This window comes from Streptomyces sp. NPDC015220 (genome assembly GCF_043079345.1).
GTDB lineage: Bacteria > Actinomycetota > Actinomycetes > Streptomycetales > Streptomycetaceae > Streptomyces.
This window is the reverse complement of the sequence record NZ_JBIBUK010000004.1, coordinates 188,327-205,808: the sequence shown is the minus strand read 5'-3', so window position 1 is coordinate 205,808 and position 17,482 is coordinate 188,327. Positions and strand designations below refer to the sequence as shown.

General features: G+C 72.2%; 16 protein-coding genes. 4 read left to right on the top strand and 12 right to left on the bottom strand.

Annotation, left to right across the window (positions count from 1 at the left end; all coding sequences use genetic code 11):
• Positions 1 to 106: 106 nt before the first annotated feature.
• Positions 107 to 580 carry a GNAT family N-acetyltransferase gene (locus ACF061_RS12455; RefSeq protein WP_392266808.1) on the bottom strand — a complete coding sequence of 158 codons (474 nt, stop codon included), beginning with the start codon at positions 578 to 580 and terminating at the stop codon, positions 107 to 109.
• A gap of 265 nt (positions 581 to 845) precedes the next feature.
• Here ACF061_RS12455 and ACF061_RS12450 point away from each other — a divergent pair, with 265 nt between their 5' ends.
• Positions 846 to 1,337 (top strand): response regulator transcription factor, encoded by a 492-nt coding sequence (locus ACF061_RS12450; protein WP_392266807.1) that lies wholly within the window; start codon positions 846 to 848, stop codon positions 1,335 to 1,337.
• A 172-nt stretch (positions 1,338 to 1,509) separates the two neighbouring features.
• Here ACF061_RS12450 and ACF061_RS12445 read toward each other — a convergent pair whose 3' ends face one another.
• The 4 genes from ACF061_RS12445 to ACF061_RS12430 form a co-directional block, all read right to left on the bottom strand.
• Positions 1,510 to 2,148, bottom strand: coding sequence for an ABC transporter ATP-binding protein (locus ACF061_RS12445; protein WP_392266806.1), 639 nt, complete (start codon positions 2,146 to 2,148; stop codon positions 1,510 to 1,512).
• A gap of 51 nt (positions 2,149 to 2,199) precedes the next feature.
• Entirely contained in the window at positions 2,200 to 4,305 is a 2,106-nt protein-coding gene (locus ACF061_RS12440; RefSeq protein WP_392266805.1) for a hypothetical protein, read from the bottom strand.
• A gap of 156 nt (positions 4,306 to 4,461) precedes the next feature.
• Positions 4,462 to 4,749 (bottom strand): lactococcin 972 family bacteriocin, encoded by a 288-nt coding sequence (locus ACF061_RS12435; protein ID WP_392266804.1) that lies wholly within the window; start codon positions 4,747 to 4,749, stop codon positions 4,462 to 4,464.
• A 470-nt stretch (positions 4,750 to 5,219) separates the two neighbouring features.
• Complete coding sequence (locus ACF061_RS12430; protein WP_392266803.1) at positions 5,220 to 6,272, bottom strand: hypothetical protein; 1,053 nt, start codon at positions 6,270 to 6,272, stop codon at positions 5,220 to 5,222.
• A gap of 374 nt (positions 6,273 to 6,646) precedes the next feature.
• Here ACF061_RS12430 and ACF061_RS12425 point away from each other — a divergent pair, with 374 nt between their 5' ends.
• From ACF061_RS12425 to ACF061_RS12415, 3 genes are all read left to right on the top strand, one after another.
• Entirely contained in the window at positions 6,647 to 7,726 is a 1,080-nt protein-coding gene (locus ACF061_RS12425) for an alkene reductase (protein ID WP_392267036.1), read from the top strand.
• Positions 7,727 to 8,203: 477 nt separating this feature from the next.
• On the top strand, positions 8,204 to 8,800 hold the full coding sequence (locus ACF061_RS12420) for a DinB family protein (protein WP_392266802.1): 597 nt from the start codon (positions 8,204 to 8,206) through the stop codon (positions 8,798 to 8,800).
• Positions 8,801 to 9,054: 254 nt separating this feature from the next.
• Positions 9,055 to 9,735, top strand: coding sequence for a phosphatase PAP2 family protein (locus ACF061_RS12415; protein WP_392266801.1), 681 nt, complete (start codon positions 9,055 to 9,057; stop codon positions 9,733 to 9,735).
• 12 nt (positions 9,736 to 9,747) lie between these two features.
• On the opposite strand, the gene ACF061_RS12410 is transcribed toward ACF061_RS12415, so the two are convergent.
• Genes ACF061_RS12410 through ACF061_RS12380 form a run of 7 tightly spaced genes read right to left on the bottom strand, consistent with a single transcriptional unit; the run spans position 9,748 to position 17,480 of the window.
• Complete coding sequence (locus tag ACF061_RS12410; RefSeq protein WP_392266800.1) at positions 9,748 to 11,082, bottom strand: glutamate-1-semialdehyde 2,1-aminomutase; 1,335 nt, start codon at positions 11,080 to 11,082, stop codon at positions 9,748 to 9,750.
• Positions 11,083 to 11,089: 7 nt separating this feature from the next.
• Entirely contained in the window at positions 11,090 to 11,641 is a 552-nt protein-coding gene (rfbC, locus tag ACF061_RS12405; protein WP_392267035.1) for a dTDP-4-dehydrorhamnose 3,5-epimerase, read from the bottom strand.
• An 11-nt stretch (positions 11,642 to 11,652) separates the two neighbouring features.
• On the bottom strand, positions 11,653 to 12,927 hold the full coding sequence (locus ACF061_RS12400; RefSeq protein WP_392266799.1) for a polysaccharide pyruvyl transferase family protein: 1,275 nt from the start codon (positions 12,925 to 12,927) through the stop codon (positions 11,653 to 11,655).
• Positions 12,924 to 13,871: a glycosyltransferase family 2 protein gene (locus ACF061_RS12395; RefSeq protein WP_392266798.1), complete on the bottom strand. Its 948-nt coding sequence runs from the start codon at positions 13,869 to 13,871 to the stop codon at positions 12,924 to 12,926. The genes ACF061_RS12400 and ACF061_RS12395 overlap by 4 nt, the downstream gene beginning before the upstream one ends.
• Complete coding sequence (locus ACF061_RS12390; RefSeq protein ID WP_392266797.1) at positions 13,868 to 15,178, bottom strand: hypothetical protein; 1,311 nt, start codon at positions 15,176 to 15,178, stop codon at positions 13,868 to 13,870. The genes ACF061_RS12395 and ACF061_RS12390 overlap by 4 nt, the downstream gene beginning before the upstream one ends.
• A gap of 5 nt (positions 15,179 to 15,183) precedes the next feature.
• The gene (locus tag ACF061_RS12385) at positions 15,184 to 16,467 is read right to left on the bottom strand and encodes a DUF4910 domain-containing protein (RefSeq protein WP_392266796.1); all 1,284 of its coding nucleotides are present in this window, start codon (positions 16,465 to 16,467) and stop codon (positions 15,184 to 15,186) included.
• Entirely contained in the window at positions 16,455 to 17,480 is a 1,026-nt protein-coding gene (locus ACF061_RS12380) for an NAD-dependent epimerase/dehydratase family protein (protein ID WP_392266795.1), read from the bottom strand. The genes ACF061_RS12385 and ACF061_RS12380 overlap by 13 nt, the downstream gene beginning before the upstream one ends.
• Between the last annotated feature and the right edge of the window lie 2 nt (positions 17,481 to 17,482).

Here is a 17,482-nt window from a genome sequence, read left to right as displayed (position 1 = left end):
CGTTGAGCGCGAAGGGCAGCGACGACCCGGCCCGCACGGCCCGCAGCTCGCCCTCGGGCGCCTGCTCCTGGCCGCCCTTCGTCGGCTCCCGTCCGGGCGGCCCGGCTCACCGTGTGCCGCTCGGTGTCCAGCGGAGCGTCATGTCGGGCAGGTTCTCCATGTTGCGCTCACCGTCGCTGGTGTCGACGACGGAGAAACCGTGGCGCTCGTAGAACGCGCGGGCATCGGTGTTCTGCTGGAAGACGTGCAGGGACACCCCGTCAGGGCTGTGCCGCCTGACCTCGTCGAGCAGGAGCGTGCCGATTCCCCGGCGGCGGACGTCCGGGCGCAGATAGAGGTGGTCGAGCATGTCGTCGTCAAGGGCCGCGTAGCCGACGATCCCGGCATCACGCACCGCGACCCAGGTGCGGCACCGCTTGAGCAGGACGTCCCGGATCCATCGGGTCACCTGCTCGTGACTGTGCTGCTGCGGGGGCAGATAGGGCATGGTCGCCGACCGGGAGGTCAGGTGGATGCGCGCGATCACGGCTGCGTCCGCCTCCTGCGCGCACCGGATCCGAGTCCCGCCGTCATCACTCACACCGGGAACCTACAGGCCGGCAGGGGCTCGATCCAGTGGTTGACCGACCCGGTGAACAGCGCCGGTCACGGCACCGGACGGAGCACCATGGGGTGGCTGCGGTCACCGGACCGGCCCCGCAGGAGGCACGTCCTGGGCGGTCCGCGGGACCACCGGTGTGTGGACGCCGCCCGCCAACGCGTCGGAGCGGGGCAGCCGTTGGTGGGTCGTCGCCGGTCAGCCGGACGCTGCTCCGGCGGGGTCCGGCAGGAAGTCCGGCACCCGGGTGCCCCGTCCGCCCGAGGCGGCCGGACGCGCCGCACTCCTCGCCCAGGAGACCGGCGCGCCCTACCCCACCGCCCGCCACCTCGGACAGCGGCTGGTCGCGGAGGAGGCCCAGGCGCTGGGCTGGGGCGATCCGGAGAGGTGGCTGCGGGAAGCCGAGCACCACTTCCACGAGACCTCCGCCACCGCGGTGGTCGGCGCCTGCCGGACCCTCCGCGCGATCGGCACGCCGGTGCGCCGGCACCGCACCGGCAGCGACCTGATCCCGCCGGAGCTGCGCCTGAGGGGCATGACGGTCCGTGAGTACGAGATCTTCCGGCTGCTGGCCGACCGCCCCAGCAACAAGGACATCGCCGCCCGGCTCTACGTATCGCCGCGCACCGTCGAGAAGCACGTCGCCGGCCTGATCGCCAAGACCGGGCTGCTCAACCGCTCGCAGCTCTGCGCCCTGGCGGCGGCGGGCACTCCTGACGGCCCGGCGGGTCCCCGCTAGGGTCTGTGCGATGTGGTGATCGTTCGGCTGCTGGTAGGAGGCCCCCGTGCGGAGTCGGCCACCGGCAGCTTCGTTCAGCACGGGGACGAACTGCGGGCTGTCCGCGACCCTCTCCGCGGCCGGGCACGTCTGATCACGACATCACCAGACCCCTCGCCTCGACCGCGTGTTCTCACTGAGCCCCTACCTGGAACTCGGTGTCGCACTGATCGCGCACATAGTCGTCATGAGTGGCGATGACGACCGCGCAGCCCGAGCTGCTCAACTCGCGCAGGATCTTCACGACGGTGGCTGTGTTGTCGTGGTCGAGGGCTCCGGTCGGTTCGTCGGCGAGTATCAGCGACGCCTGTTTGACCATGAGCCGGGCGAGGGCGACACGCTGCTGTTCGCCCCCGCTGAGACGGGAGACCCTCTCCCCTTCGAAGCCTGTGAGACCGACGCGATCCAGCGCCTCGGCGACGGCGGCCTCGAGCGCGCGGCGTTCCCCGTGCCGTGCCTTCGCGGCGACTTCCAGATTGGCGAGGACGGTGGCGTTGTCGATCAAGGCGTAGTTCTGGAAGAGGTAACCGAGGATGTCGCGACGGAACAGCCGGGCCTGCCGGGGGCCGAGACGGGTGATGTCTCTGCCCAGGTGGCGGATGGCCCCGGAGGTGGGGGTGTCCAGCAGTCCGAGGCAGTTGAGCAGCGTCGATTTGCCCGATCCGCTGGGACCGGTCAGGGCGAGCATCCGACCACTGTGAATGGTGAGATCGATCCCCGACCAGAGGGCACGCGGACCGAAGGACTTGGACAGATCCTCGATGTCGATCACTGTGGCGCTCCTAGCCGGACGCGGGGAGGGTGACGGATGTGTCTGCCGGCCTCAGGCCTCACTGCTGCCCGCTCTGACGATGCGGCGGTGGAAAACGGTGAGCATCAGGAGGACGACGCCGAGTGTGACGGCAGCGATGCCCGTCGCGGCCGCCATGTCCAGGCCCGTGACTTCCGCCGGAGGCCAGGGGGCGGGGATGTCCCGGGCCGTGTACCGGGATCGGTCCTGGTTCCGCCACCAGGCCCGCGCCGGGAGCCAGGCGAGGATGAGCGCGGCGACGGCGGCCTCGGCCACCAGGAGCATTCGATGGGTCGCGGTGAAGGACCAGCCGCTGATGTGCCGGACGAAGACGGCCTGCGCGTTCTTGCGCGTGTGGATGACGCACACGCCAGTGGCGGTGATCAGCAGCACGGCCAGGCCGGCGGCGAGTTCCCAGACCTGGAGACGGAATGAACGAGCGGCGTCCCGCATGGCGACCGCGGCCTTCTGCCTGACCGGTAGGAGTGCGGCGACATAGGTCCGCATCCTGTCGTCCTTCCGCAGGATGTCATGGACGTCTTGCGGATCGGGGAAGACCACCTGGTTCCGGGTGGCGAAGGCGTAGTAGTTGATCTCGGTGAGGTAGTCGGAGCCGTTGGGTACGACGAGGAGGACCGGATCGCGCACGAACGAGCGGTCCTCAGCGGTGCGGCTGCGACTGGTTTCCTCTCCGGGTGTGTAGGCGAAGATCCGCTGGCCGTCCATCATGGGGTGGGTCTCGATATCGCCCTGTGCGATGCGTCGGGGGTCTTCCGGGCGCAGGATGCCGGGTGCCGCCTTCCGTAAGAGCGGCAGTCGAGCCGCGAGATGTTCGGGGACGAGGAGGCGTGCCGGCCTGTCGGAGGCGCCTCTCCCTTGCCCGCTTCCGGGTAGGTAACGCTGCCCGTTCGGTCCGAGGACGGGCTGCTTGGCGAGGAAGGTCTCGTTCACGACGAGCAGCTCTCCTGGGAGCTCCGTACGGAAGAGGTCACGCAACCAGAGCCGCCCGGCCATGATGATCTTTCCTTCCTTGTCCGCCTGGTGCAGCCGGCGCCCCACCGTCCGTTCCATCTCCGGAATCTCGTCCATCCCCACGCTGCCGGTGATTCGTATTCCGGTTGCGTCACCCACCTGTGCGTATGTTCGCCAGGTCCGCTGCCGTTCGAGGAGGTCCTGACCCTCCGCGACGACCGAAGCGAGGAGCCCGACCGTGAGCAACAGCGCCGGAAGCCGCACGGCGTAGGCGCTCCAGGAAGCCGCCCGGGCGGGAACCTCTCCTTTGAGCGCCGCCGGCAGGGCGGTTCGGAAGGCGAGCGTGAGCACGGCGGCGTGCGTCGTCAGGACGATCAGCTCCAGTGCGATGGCCACGGCGGCGGCGACGGCCGCGTACAGCCCCAGACGTGCCCAGCCGTTGAAGATACCGAGCGATGCCGCTGCGACCGCGGCGAGCGCCCCTGTCGCGATCATCCAGAAGCGGGACAGGTGTCGAAGGTCCCGCAGGAACGCCCCGGCGAAGGACGCGCCTTGGAGCCTGAGCACCGCGTAGGCCCTGGCGTTCAGGAGCACACTCGCGCCGGTGAGCGTCACCAATGCCAGGGCCGTGATCAAGAAGGCGTCGAGCAGCGAGTCGTCCGCGTACCGAGTCCGCAACTCGGAGAAGGACAGGGGGTGGCTGACGGTGGTCCTCAGCCCGAGGGAGGCGAACTCGGCGATGGCATCCCGCTCCGCCGGTCGGGAGCCGAAGAGATAATAGATCCCCCGCGGGTCGCGGTTGCCGAGTTCAGCCAGTGGATGAACCTCGGTGACGACCCGTCGGCCGAAGTCCGGATAACCGTCCCTCAGCCAGGAAGCCGCGGCGGATCGTGAGTCGCCCACCGCGAGGTACAGATGGCGGCGCCCTTCCGAGTCTTCCAGGTCCGGAAGCTCACGCCCGATCACGGCCCCTCGTTCGGCGGCGAATTCCGTGAGCGCCCGCACGACCTGTTCACCGCTTGCCGACCTGTCCGACTCGTCGACGACCAGCACCGCCCGGTTGCCCAGGATCATTTTCTCGTCGAGGTTCGAGACGACGAGGAATGCCAGCAGCGCGGCGAAGGCGAGGGCCGCGGCATGGACGAACTTGATGCCTCTGTGCAACATCGCCTGACTCTTCTCTCGTCGAAGCGCCCGGAGTTCGGTGAGGCGGGGCAGTGCTGAGCGGGGAGGGAGTTTCCGGTGCTCGTGGGGAGCGGCTGTAGTGGCGCTCCCCACAAGCTGATATCTGCGAGGTCGCCGGGTCGGTGACCGGCGCTCGGGTCAGCAGATGCGGTAGTACGCCTTGTTGCCGCTGAGCGATGCCGTGGCACTGGTGATCGACCAGGTGCCGGCCGCGGTGTTGGCGCTGCGGTCGGTGTAGGCGCCCACCGAAGTCGACCCGTGGCACTTGCTGTTGTGGAGGTAGTCGGACCAGACGTAGGAAGTCCCCGCTCCGTGGTCCCACGTCCCGCCCTCGGACGGGTAGGTGATGGTGGCGAGAGCAGGTGTGGCGGTGGCGATGACGAGGGCGCCCACGGCGATCCCCAGTTTCGCGATGTTCTTTCTCACTGTTGAGCCCTCCTTGTGCTCCTTTTCCTCGGTGCCCGTTCACCCTAGGAAGGGCCCGAGATCACCCGACAGCACCTATCAAGGCAACATCTGTGCTACGAAAACCAGTTCGCCCGTCACATTGCGCCGCCACCTCGACAGGGTTTCGTACGCGGAGCGAGAGATCATTCATGGGTCACGGCCGGAAAGCGGAGGAAGTATGGAGTCGGGACGCGCCGCACTTTGCCGTCGGCTCCTTACTGGTGATAGGTGATGCGCAGTCCGCTCCGGTTTCGACCCGCTGCTCTGAGCGGTGTATTCCGCGCTCTGGCGGGGGAGAGCCGGGCGACCCACGGAGAGTGTCGTGGTGCGGCCGGTTTCGGACGTGGCGGGAAAATGTCGTGACGCGATATCGGCCCGGAACGGCAGGGGTACCGCGTCGCTGACCCTGACGTGAGTGAACCGGTGCGGGACGCGGAGCAGTTGTCGCCTCACGTGGCGGACAGGCTCCACGCTCCCGCCGAGCGCACCTGGTAGTAGCCGCGGCCCGGCCACTGGAACGTATGCGCCCCGGCGCGTCCCTCGGCCACCGTCACCCAGTAGGCCAGGCGGTCGTCCAGCGCCTCCAACTGGATCAGGCTCGGCCCCGCGTAGTGCAGGACCCCCGAGCCTGGTTCCCCTCGGTAGTGCACGACATCCGATCCGGTCCCGTTGATCTCGTCGTGGAAGCGGGGGACCTCTCGCAGCGGGGCCGCGGTCGCCGTCCACGCCTCCTGTTCGCCGGCGAACACGCGGAAGGCGATCGCCCTGTTCCCTTCCGGCAGCGGAATCCGGGCGGTGAGGGGGATGCCGTCGCCGGACAGCCGGTACAGGCGTGAGGAACGCCCCTTCCTGCCGCCCTCGAAGCGTAGGTGGACCCGCGCCTGCCCGTCGGTCGAGAAGACCATCACGGCCGGGCGGTACGGCGGCATCTTCAGCCGGTGGGTCTGCTCGCCGCTGCTTCCCTTCCCGCTGACCCGCGGCTGGGGGACACGCGCGGGCGTCGTCGGGCGAGGCGTGGCCCCGCGTGGCCGTGTGCGGACTTCGCCGCCCGGGCCCGGCTGTCTCGGAGTGCTCGGACTCGGGTTGTCGATCAGGCGGACCGCGTCCGCCGCGCATACGGCGATGTCGCGGGCGGCGCCCTCGGGAGGCGCCCAGCTGACCCGCCGGGTGGCCCGACCGTGCCGGGCGTCGAAGAAGCACAGCGGCATGTGGTCCGGCAGAGGCCGGCCGGCGATCAGGGCATCCAGACGAGCCAGCGCGTGCCTGCCCTCGTCCAGCGTGCGCAGGACATCGAGTCTGTCCGCCCGCGACCGGTCGCCGGCGACGTCCCGCTTCGCCTGGTCGTACGCGTCGAGAGCACGCGTCAGCTCGGCCCGCATCTCATCGGTGGCGCCGGGCTGGCCGGGGCTGAAGGAATGGACGTCCAGGGCCTCACCGAAGGCGGTGATCTCGGCCTCGATCTCAAAGAGCGCCGACTCGTCGCGTCCACGCCATGGCCACAAGCGGCGGAACCCCCCGCCCACCCCTCTACGCATGGCCGCCATCATGCCGCACGGCCCGGCAGGCACGTCCTGAGACCGGCGGCCGGGTACGGAGCGGCGAGCCGAGGCACTCAAGGGCCGCCCGAGGCGCTCAGTCACAAGAACCCTTCGAGCTCTCCGATCGACAGGACGCCCGAGAGCCGCCTCGCCGGCCTCGAACGCCGCGGGGGAGGGGAGCGGACGGGGCCGTCCCGCGGCAGCGGCCACCGCGGAGGGCGTCGTCGTCGTTGTCCGCTGTCCGTACGCAAAGGAGAGAATCATGATCGGGAAGTGACGTCCGTCGCAGTCGGCGCCATCCAGGAATCTTGATCATTCAGATTCTGTTGCACACGCACATGAATATCTTCACGCCCGTCTCGCTGGGAGACCTCGAACTCGACAACCGGGTCGTCATGGCCCCGCTGACCCGGATGCGGTCCGGTTCCTCCGGCGTTCCCGGGGACCTGGTGGTGGAACACTACCGGCAGCGGGCGAGCATCGGGCTGATCGTCACCGAGGGCACCTACCCGAACCACGAGTCGCAGGCCTTCGTCGGCCAGCCCGGCATCGTCACCGACGAGCAGGTGGCCGGCTGGCGGCGGGTGGCCGAGGCGGTGCACGCCCGCGGCGGCCGCGTCGTGATGCAGGTCATGCACGGTGGCCGGGTCACCCACCCCGACGTCAACGGCGGCCGTCGGGTCGTCGCCCCCAGCGCGGTCGCGATCGACGGCGAAGGCCACACGGAGAAGGGCAAGCAGCCCTACCCGGTGCCGCACGCGCTGACCGTCCAGGAGGCGCGGGCGGCCCTCGACGACTTCGTCACCGCCTCCCGCCGGGCGGTCGAGGAGGCGGGCCTGGACGGCGTGGAGATCCACGGCGCCAACGGCTACCTGCTGCACGAGTTCCTCTCCCCGGCGTCCAACCGGCGCACCGACGAGTACGGCGGCTCTCCGGAGAACCGGGCCCGCTTCGTCGTCGAGGTGGTCACGGCGGTGGCCGAGGCCGTCGGCCCCGGACGGGTCGGGCTGCGGATCTCGCCGGAGCACAACATCCAGGACGCCCTGGAGACCGACCGCGACGACGTACTGGCCACCTACGGCCACCTGATGGACCGGCTGCGCCCGCTGGGCCTCGCGTACCTCTCCGTCCTGCACCGGGAGCCTGCCGGCGAACTGGTCCAGGAGCTGCGCCGCCGCTTCGGCGGCAACCTGATCGTCAACAGCGGCTTCTCCTCGCCGACCACGCGCGAGGAGGCGGTGGAGCTGATCGAGGCCGCCCACGCCGACGCCGTGGCCGTGGGCCGCGCGGTCATCGCCAACCCCGACCTGGTCGAGCGATGGCAGGGCGAGCACCCGGAGAACACGCCGCGGCCGGAACTGTTCTACGCGCCGGGCGCCGAGGGCTACACCGACTACCCGTTCCTCCGGGCGAGCTGAGCCCCGCGGCCGTACGCCCGTCCTCCCGCCCGCGCCGCAGGACGCGGGGACGGGCGCGCCAGGGCCCGGCCCGACCTCGGTCGGGGACCTCGGTGTCCTTCCGGTGCGGCAGTGCGACCGGAGGGCATGCCGGGGGCCGTCCCGAAGGGCTCCGCCGTCGTCGAGGTGTGCGTCGTCCCTCCGTCCCCGATCCGGCGCGCAGGCTCGGGGACGGGGGAGGCCGGGAGAACCACCGCGACGACCGCCGTCGGCACCGTGGCCCCCGCCCGCGGTCCCGGTCACGGAGACCCCGCCCGCGGTCCCGGTCACGGAGACCCGGACCTCGGTCCCGGACACGGAGACCCGGACCTCGGCGCCGCGCGCGACCGCCGGCCTGCCGGCCGGATGGGACCGGGGAACGTCGGCCGGTGTCCGAGCACGACTACCGGAACCTGAGCATCGGCATCGATGTCAGTGCCGAGTGGGAAACTGCCCGGCATGATCGAACCGAACCCGAAAGCGGAGCTTCTCCGATACCTGCGGCAGGCGCGTGACGCCCTGGTGTGGAAGCTCGACGGGCTCCCGGAGTACGACGTCCGCCGTCCGCTGACTCCCACGGGCACCAACCTGCTGGGGCTGGTCAAGCACGCCGCGGGCGTGGAGCTCGGGTACTTCGGCGACACGTTCGGACGGCCGTTCTTCGGCACGGAGCCGCCGTCCTGGTGGTACACCGAGGAATCCGAACCCAACTCGGACATGTGGGCCACCGCGGACGAATCGCGGGAGCAGATCGTCGGGCTCTACCGCCAGGCGTGGGAGCACTCCGACAGCACGATCGCGACGCTGACGCTCGACGCGGTCGGTCACGTCCCGTGGTGGCCGGAGGGACGTCGGGAGGCGACGCTGCACCACATCATGGTCCGCGTGATCTCCGACACCCAGCGGCATGCCGGCCACGCCGACATCGTGCGCGAGCTCATCGACGGATCCGTCGGGTGCTCGCGAGGCGAGGACGCCATGCCGCCAGGGGACCAGGAGTGGTGGGAGGGCCACCGGAGCCGACTGGAGCGCGTGGCGCGGGAAGTCAGGGGCTGAGCGGGAACGATCCGGAACCCTCCACTCGCGCGGGGCCGGCACGTGGACTTCGCGACGGCGGTTTGCCGCGGCCCATCGCCGGTTAGGGTGGCGGGTGGAGACTGGTTCCGACACCCTCGACCAGGGTGACGGACAGGCCGGCGAGTTCGGGCCCGTGCAGGACGACGGCTCGCGCGCGGGCCACGTCGGACACGACAGGGGGCTCGGTGGGGGGAGTTGACGCCGGCCGGAGCCGAAGGCCACGTCGGCCGGCGGTGACCTGCCGGTCGGCGCCCGCGGTGCTGCCCCCGTCGCTGCGCGGGTGGCTCGGGCTGATCGCGGCCCTCGCCGCGCTGGTGGTCGTCCTGCTCGGGGTCCGGTACGCCGGCGACAGCGGGCCCGGCACGGTGGACGCGCGGATCCTGGCGTCGGTGGACGGCGTGCGGCCGCCGTGGCGGCAGGTGGCTCTGGCCGCGGACTTCCTGGGGGAGCCCGTGGGAGCGGTGACGCTGGTCGTGGCCGTCGTGACGGGCTGCCTGCTGCTCCGGCGTCCTCGCGCGGCGGTGCTCGTCGTGGCCGGCGCCGGCACGGCCGTCGGGACGGCGACGCTGCTCAAGTCCCTGGTGGGCCGCACCATCCACGGCGGAAACCTGTCCTACCCGAGCGGGCACACCGCCTTCCTCACCGCGCTCGCCCTGGTGGTGGCGCTGCTCGCCACCGGCCGGCTCGGCCTCGGCAGGACGGCCGGCACATCACTGGTGCTCGCCGCGGCGCTGGTCGCCGGCGCCGTCATGGGCTGGGCGGAGGTCGCCCTCGGCGCGCACTACCCGACCGACGCCCTCGGCGGCTGGTGCACGGCGCTGGCGGTGACACCGGCGACCGCGTGGCTGGTCGACCGGACGGCCGACCGGCCGGCCTACCGGACGGCCGACGCCGGTCGGCGGGAGCGTCGCTGACACGGCCTCACCTCAGGCCGAGCGGCGGAACACGGGCTTCACCGGTCGTCCGGCCAGCCAGGGGGTGGGATCGCCGGCGTCCAGTGCCTTCCGGTACTCCGCGCACGCCTGGGCCACCACGTCGACGGTGTGGTCGATGTCGGCGTCGTCGAGCGCGCTGCTCACCACGAACGACGGGGCCAGCACCCCGCCCTGGAGGAGCCGGCGCAGGAACAGGGTGCGGTACCGCTGCGACGGCTGCCGGTTCTCGTCGAGGGTGGCGAAGACCAGGTTGCTGGCCCGGCCCCGGACCACGACGTGGTCGCCGACGCCCATGGCGGCCGCGGCCTCGCGGACACCGGCGGCCAACCGCTCGCCGAGGGAGTGCAGCCGCGCGGTGACGCCCTCTTCGACGTAGGTGGTGAGCACGGCCGTCGCGGCCGCCAGGGAGTGCGTTTCCGCGCCGTGCGTGGTGGACAGCAGGAACACCCGGTCGCCGGAGTGACGCAGCCCGCCCCGCTCCATCAGATCGCGGCGCCCGGCCAGCGCGGAGACGGCGAATCCGTTGCCCAGCGCCTTGCCGAACGTCGAGAGGTCGGGGACGACGCCGTACAGGCCCTGGGCGCCCGCCTCGGACCAGCGGAAGCCGGTGATCATCTCGTCGAAGACCAGTACGCAGCCGTGCCGGTCGGCCAGCTCGCGCAGGCCGGCGAGGTACCCGGGCGGGGGCTCGGTGTGGGTGGCGGGTTCGAGGATCAGACAGGCGATCTCGTCCGGGTACCGGGTGAGCAGCTCCTCCGTGGCGGCCAGGTCCCCGTAGGGGAACGCCACGGTGAGCTCGCTGGTCGCCGCCGGGACACCGGCGGACATCGGCGTGGTGCCGATGAACCAGTCGTCGACGGAGAAGAACGGATGGTCGGCGCAGAGGGCCACCCGCGGGCGCCCGGTGGCGGCGCGGGCGAGGCGCACCGCGGCGGTGGTGGCGTCGGAGCCGTTCTTCGCGAACTTCACCATCTCGGCGGTCGGCACCGTGGCCAGGAAGCGTTCCGCGGCTTCGACCTCCACGACGGACGGCCGGACGAAGTTGCTGCCGCGGTCGAGTTCCCGCCGCGCCGCCTCCACCACGCGCGGGTGGGCGTGGCCGAGGCTGACCGACCGCAGTCCGGAGCCGTACTCGACGTAGCGGTTGCCGTCGACGTCCCACACATGGGCGCCGCGGCCGTGGCTGATGACCGGGGCCAGGTCCTCGGGGTACTGGTCGTCGCCCTTGGCGTAGGTGTGCGCGCCCCCGGGGATCATGGCGTGCAGCCGCTCGTTCGCCGCCCGCGACCGGGGCAGCCGGAGCTTCGCGGTCTCTTCGGTGTCCACGCCGGCCTCAACCCTCCCTCTGCTTCAGGACCTCGGCGAGGCTCGGCGCCTCCCGGTCCCGCTGCGACATCGATGTGACCGGCAGCGGCCAGTCAATGGCGAGCTCCGGGTCGTCGAAGGCGATCGTCACGTCCTCGGCCGGATCGTGCGGGCGGTCGATCCGGTAGGAGACGTCGGCCGTATCGGTCAGGGCCTGGAAGCCGTGCGCGCAGCCCGCCGGGACGTAGAGGGTCACCTGCGTCTCGTCGGACAGCTCGAAGAACGCCCGGTTGCGGTAGGTCGGCGAGTCCGTCCGCAGGTCCACGACGACGTCGAAGATCCTCCCGAACGAGCACCGCACCAGCTTGGCCTCGCCGGCGCCGGAGCGCAGGTGCAGGCCGCGCAGCACGCCCCCCGCCGAGCGGGAGAGGCTGTCCTGGACGAAGGCGCCCGGGTCGAGGCCCACCGAGCGGACCACGTCGGCGTCGAAGGTGCGGCAGAAGAAGCCGCGCTCGTCGGCGTAAGGGGTCGGCTCGAACAGGTACGCGCCGGCGATCGCCGGGACCCCGGTCGCTTTCATTCCGGACGCGTTCATGGAGCCTCCCGCAGGTCGTGGGCGTGGTCGGCCGCCGGGAACAGGGCCGCTGTCAAGGCGGTGAACTGGTCCTCGAGGCGCCGGGCGGCGGCGGCGTTCCGCTCGGCGAGGGTCTGCCGCAGCTCGGCCGATCGCTTCTCCAGCGCCCGGAACTGTTCGAGCAGCCGGTCGGCGTCGACCTCGCGCGCCGGATGGCAGAACGCGTCCAACCCCATCTGCGCCATCAGCGCGTCGCTCTTCGCCGCGTAGCAGAGCGCGAGCACCGGAGTGCCGGTCTTCAGCGCGCAGACCAGGTTGTGGTACCGGATCGCCACCACGGTGTCGGCGGCCGCCATCTCCTTCATCAGGTCGGCCAGCGAGGCCGGCTCGGCAGCGGTGACCAGCGGCGAGTCCACCGCGTCGAGGATCGCGGCGACCACCGACGCGTCGCACTCGTCGCCGGTGAGCAGCCGGACCGGCCTGCCGTCCTCGGCCAGCGCGCGGACGAACCGGATCGTCCCGTCGAGGTAGCGACGGTGGATCTCCCCGGCCCGGGCGCGGTCGTCGTTGCCGCCGTGGAAGTCCATGACACCGACGCAGACCCGGCCCGGCGGGCCCGTGGGCGGCGCTTCCCCGAGCTCTCCGACAGCCTCCGAGCGGGGGACACCCCGTTCCGGCGGTGTCGGCAGGGCGAACGCGAGGTCCGGGTAGACCTCGTCGCGCCGGGTGTCCACGCCCATCGCCCGCATCGCGTCGCGGGACTGGGCGTCCCGGTACGACCGGTACGCGGCCAGCCGCGCCGACCAGCGCACCAGGATCCGGGTCGGCCGGTCGCCGATCGGGGCGGCGCCGACGCCGGCCAGCGCGACCCGGGTGCCGAACAGCCGGCCACTGGCGCAGAGCAGGAACAGCGAGTACGGGAAGCCCCACGGCCGCAGCGGCAGCGTGGCCTCCAGGACGCCCATGCCCGGGACGATCACCACGTCGTGCCGGCGCACCCAGGCGGCGGTGCGGACGGCGTCGACGAGTTTGCCCAGCCCCTTGGCCGCGACCGCGCCCGCACGCGACGCGGTCCGGTACTCCCCGCGGTACCAGTGCAGCCGTGTCGCGGGGATCCCGAACCGGGCCGTGACGGCCTCGGGTCCGCCGCACAGCGCGTCCACGGACGCCTCCGGGTGCTCACGCCGGAGGTATCCGAGCACGGCCTCCAGCGACCCGTCGTTGCCGAGGTTGCCGGAGCCGAGCAGGCCGAACACCCCGACGCGCGCCAAAGGCCCGTGCGCGGGCGTCATGCCCGCCTCCCCTCACGGCCGGCGACCAGGGCGTCGACGCGGACGGTGAGCCGGCCCGGGTCGACCGGAGCGCGGTCCTCGACCCGCTCGCCGGCGCCCGGCCGGGCCCGGCTGGCCGCCCACGCGGCCAGGTGGCGGTAGCACGCGCGCCGGTCGGCCGGGGACAGCGGCGCCCGCCGGATCGCCGCGACGAAACCCCACACGTACTCGGCGAGCAGCCGGGGCGTCGGATGCAGCGGGCCCGCCCGGCGCGGGTCCAGGTTGACGCACCGGGAGCGCTTGGAGGGGTTCGCCCGCTCGGCGCGGGTGGGGTGGTCGCGGCGGAAGTACAGCAGCTCCGGCACCTGGTGGAAGGGGCCGTGCAGGCCGATCTCGGCGACGAACGTGCGGTCCGCGTGGTGGTAGCTGTCGAGCGGCTTCACCCGGCGCAGCACGTCGGCCCGTATCACCCCGTAGAAGTCGTCGCCGCCGGGCTCGAACAGCATGCTGCGGAAACGCACCGGCGGGTGCGGCGAGTCGGTGGCGAGCCCGTACTCGTACGGGACCTTCACCTGGCCGTCGCCGTCGATGACCGCCTGGTCGGCGTGGGCGAGGATCACCTCCGGCCGCTCGTCCAGCGCCGACACGCAGCGCCGCAGCAGGTCCCGGGCGTACAGGTCGTCGTGCGAGGCCCACTTGAACAGCTCGCCGCGGCACTCGGTGAACACACGGTTGTGGTTCGGCGAGGCGCCGATGTTCCGGGGCAGCCGCAGGTAGCGGATGCGCGGGTCCAGTGCGGCGTACCGGCGGCAGATGTCCTGCGTCCCGTCGGTCGAGGCGTTGTCGGAGATGACCAGCTCGAAGTCCTCGTAGGTCTGGCCGAGCAGGGCGTCGAGCGACTCGGCCAGGTACTCCTCGCCGTTGTACACGGGCAAACCGATGCTCAGCCTGGGGCGGGCGGTCATGAGGTCCTCACTTCGGGGACGGGGTTGTGGAGTCGCTCGCGCAGGGCGGAGCGCAGCTGCATCCACCACACGGCGGAGCCGCTGACGGTCGCGGCGGCGACGCCGCAGGCCGAGCCGACCGTGCCGGCGACGACCGCCCCGCCGAGCCCGCCGCCGACGTAGCAGACGGAGGCGAACAGCTGGCAGCGCAGGCTGCGCCGGGCCGCGGCGAGTGCGCGCAGCCCGGCCGCCGCGCCGGTGCCGAGGCCCGCGCCCGCCACGCTGAGGGTGATCGGCACGATGAGCTGCGAGGCGGAGTGCCAGACGCTGCCGAGCAGCAGTTCGCCGAGCCGGTCAGGCATCAGCAGCAGCGCCCCGCCCCAGAGCAGCGCGGCGGCGGCCTGCCCGCCGCCCAGCATGAGGCAGAACGGGCCGAGGCGGTGCGGGGCCTGCCGCAGCACCCGTGCCGCCTCCGGGACGGTGACCAGCGAAAGGCCCATCAGCACCGCGAGGAACGGGCCCATCAGGAGCTCGGCGCCCCGGACCGCGCCCACCGCGCCGAGCCCGACGATCGCGCCGAGCCCGTACGCCCTCAGCTGGCTCGCGCCGCTGAGGGCGACGTTCTCGACCAGGTACCGGTAGCCGAGGTCGCGCTGCGCGCGGAGCCACCCGCCCGCCTGCGGCGTCCGGGGCCGGATGCCGGACTGGAGAGAGCCGTACGCCGCGGCCACCGCGGCGGACGCGCCCCAGGCGAGCACGAAGGCGGCCACGCTGCCCACCCGGGCCGCCACCACCATGGCCGGGACGAGCGCGACAGCCCACACGAGGTCGTTCACGAACGCCTTGCGCCCGCTGCCGGCGGCGAAGAACGCGAACCGCCAGGCGTCCTGAAGCAGCAGCGCCGGCAGCACGACGCCGAGGCAGGCGAACGCGGGCCCCACACTGCCCCCGAGAGCGAGGCCGACCAGCAGGCACGCCGCGCCGAGGGCGGCGCCGAGGCCGAGCGCGGTACCCGAGGAGCGGGCCACCGCCGCGCGCCAGGACGTCTCCGGTACGCCGCTGAAACGCACCACGAGCGGGTCGGTGGCCAGCCCGCGGGAGACGTTGAGCACCACGCCGTAGGTCACCCAGGCCAGGCTGAACACGCCGAACGCGGCCGGCCCCAGCGAGCGGGCCACGTAGATCCCGACCACGAAGTTGGACAGGCTGGAGGCCGCCTGGTCGGCCAGTCCCCAGGACAGCCGGCCGAGGACGGCCCGCTTGGCGGTCCCCCGGCCGGAGCCGGCCGGGACCGCCGGTGTCGTCGTCTTCTCCCCCTCGGTGGTCATCGGCGTCATGCCTTGATCAGCCCGGCGCCGTGCAGGGCGTCGGCCGCCGCGGCGACGGTGTCGAACGGCAGCCCGGACCGCTCGGCCACGTCCAGCAGACCGTGCTCGCCGTCGGAGAGGCTGAGCACCCAGAGCATGGCCATCTGGGCCTGCTTGGTGTCGCTGCGGCCGCCGAGCGCGTCGTACAGCCCGCGCCGGCCGAGCTGCGGCTCGCCGTAGGGACTGAGGTTGACGTACCGCCGGTTGCGGTCCAGCACGGCGAACGCCTCACGGCAGACGGCGAGCGTGTCCGCCATCGCGTCCGGGGAGACGAAGTCCAGGTTGTCCGCCGAGGTGTGGTACTCGGGGTAGCCGGCGTACGGGGTCCGGCTGAGCGAGCCCACGCCGAGGTCGAACCCGGGCGAGCAGAACTGCCGTTCGTCGTAGCCGTACGGAGTGAACTCGGTGACGTGGTGCGGGCGTTCGGAGGCGGCCAGGACATGCCGCATCACCCGGTCGATCTCCGCGTCGCCGCGCCTGCTCTGCTTGTACGTCAGCCGTCCCGGGTCGCCGGCGCAGGCCAGCACCAGCCCGTGCCTGACCCGGTCGATCCGCTCCGCGTTGCGGGCCAGCCAGGTGATCGCCCCGATGGTGCCGGGCGCGAAGATGAACCGGTAGGTGTGGTACGGCGTCCGCTCCGCCAGCGCCCGGGCCAGGAACGTCGCCACCGCGATGCCGGCCAGGTTGTCGTTGGCCAGCGACGGGTGGCAGACATGGCAGGAGACGATCACCTCGTCGGGGACCTGCCCGGGGACCACGTGCTCGGCGTAGGTGAGGTGGCCGTCGGCGAGCGTGGAGTCGATGCGCACCTCGTACTCGCCGTCCGGCAGCGCGTCCAGGGTCTCCTGGGCCAGGCAGAACCCCCAGTCCGGCTTGTAGTAGCTGGTGCGGTACGGCACCCAGGCCGGGTGGTCCGGCAGGGTGTGCAGGTGTCCGCGCAGCTCGGCCAGCGGCATGGTCGCCGACACCGGCACGCTGTAGCCGAGCACGTGCAGGCTGGACGCGGCGAAGTCGACGACCCGGTTGCCGGCGGCGTCGGCGATGTACGCGTCCCGGATGTTCCACTCCTGCGGCACCGTCCAGTCCAGCACCTGGGTCCCGGTCGGCACCTCGTGCACCCGCAGCGGGACGTACTCGCCGACGATCTCCAGGGTGGCGCGCACACCGTCGCCGGTGATGCTCCGGCACAGCGGGTACAACCGCTCCACCAGCGCGTACATCTGCTCGCCCGGCGCGGTCACCGGCGCCACCGCAGGGTGTCGTCGACTGCGCCCGCCTCGGACGCGGCGCGCAGCACGGCAAGGCGGGTGAAGCGTCGTGCGAAGTCCTCCTCGGTCAGCCCGTGCTCCCGGTAGGCGTCGGCGAGTTCGAGGGCGCCCTGCTTCACCGTCCACTCGCAGTCGAAGCCGGGCACCGCGGCGCGGAACCGGGAGAAGTCCACCCGGTAGGACCGCGGATCGGCACCGGTCTCCCCGGTGATCACCACCCGCGATCCGGACACCGCCTCGGCGACCTGCTCGGCGATCTCGGCGACCGTGACGTTGTTGGTCTCGCTGCCGATGTTGAACGCCCGGTCGTGCACCGCTTCCCGAGGGGCGAGAAGCGCGGCGGCGAAGGCCCGTGCGATGTCGGCGGCGTGCACCAGCGGGCGCCAGGGGGTGCCGTCGGAGAGCACCAGCACCTCGCCGGACAGCAGGGCGTGGCCCACCAGGTTGTTCAGCACGATGTCGGCGCGCAGCCGGGGCGAGTAGCCGAAGGCGGTGGCGTTGCGCATGTACACCGGGCTGAAGTCGCCGTCGGCCAGCGCGTGCAGGTCGTCCTCCACCCGCACCTTGGACTCCGCGTACGGCGTCACCGGGCGCAGCGGGGCGTCCTCGGCCACCAGGTCGTCGCCGCCGGCGGCGCCGTAGACCGAGCAGGTCGACGCGTACAGGAAGCGCCGCACCCCGGCGTCGCGGGCCAGCCGGGCCAGCCGCACGGACGCGTGGTGGTTGATGTCGTAGGTGAGTTCCGGCGCCAGCGCTCCCAGCGGGTCGTTGGACAGGGCGGCCAGGTGGATCACGGCGTCCACCCCGGCCACGTGCTCGGCCGTGATGTCGCGCAGGTCCACCTGCGGCCCCGGCGGGTCCGCGGGCGGCGGGCCCAGCACGCAGTCGGCGAACAGGCCGGCGTCCAGCCCGACGACCTCGTGCCCGGCGGCCGCGAGGACCGGGGCCATCACGGTGCCCAGGTAGCCCAGGTGCCCGGTCAGCAGTACGCGCAAGG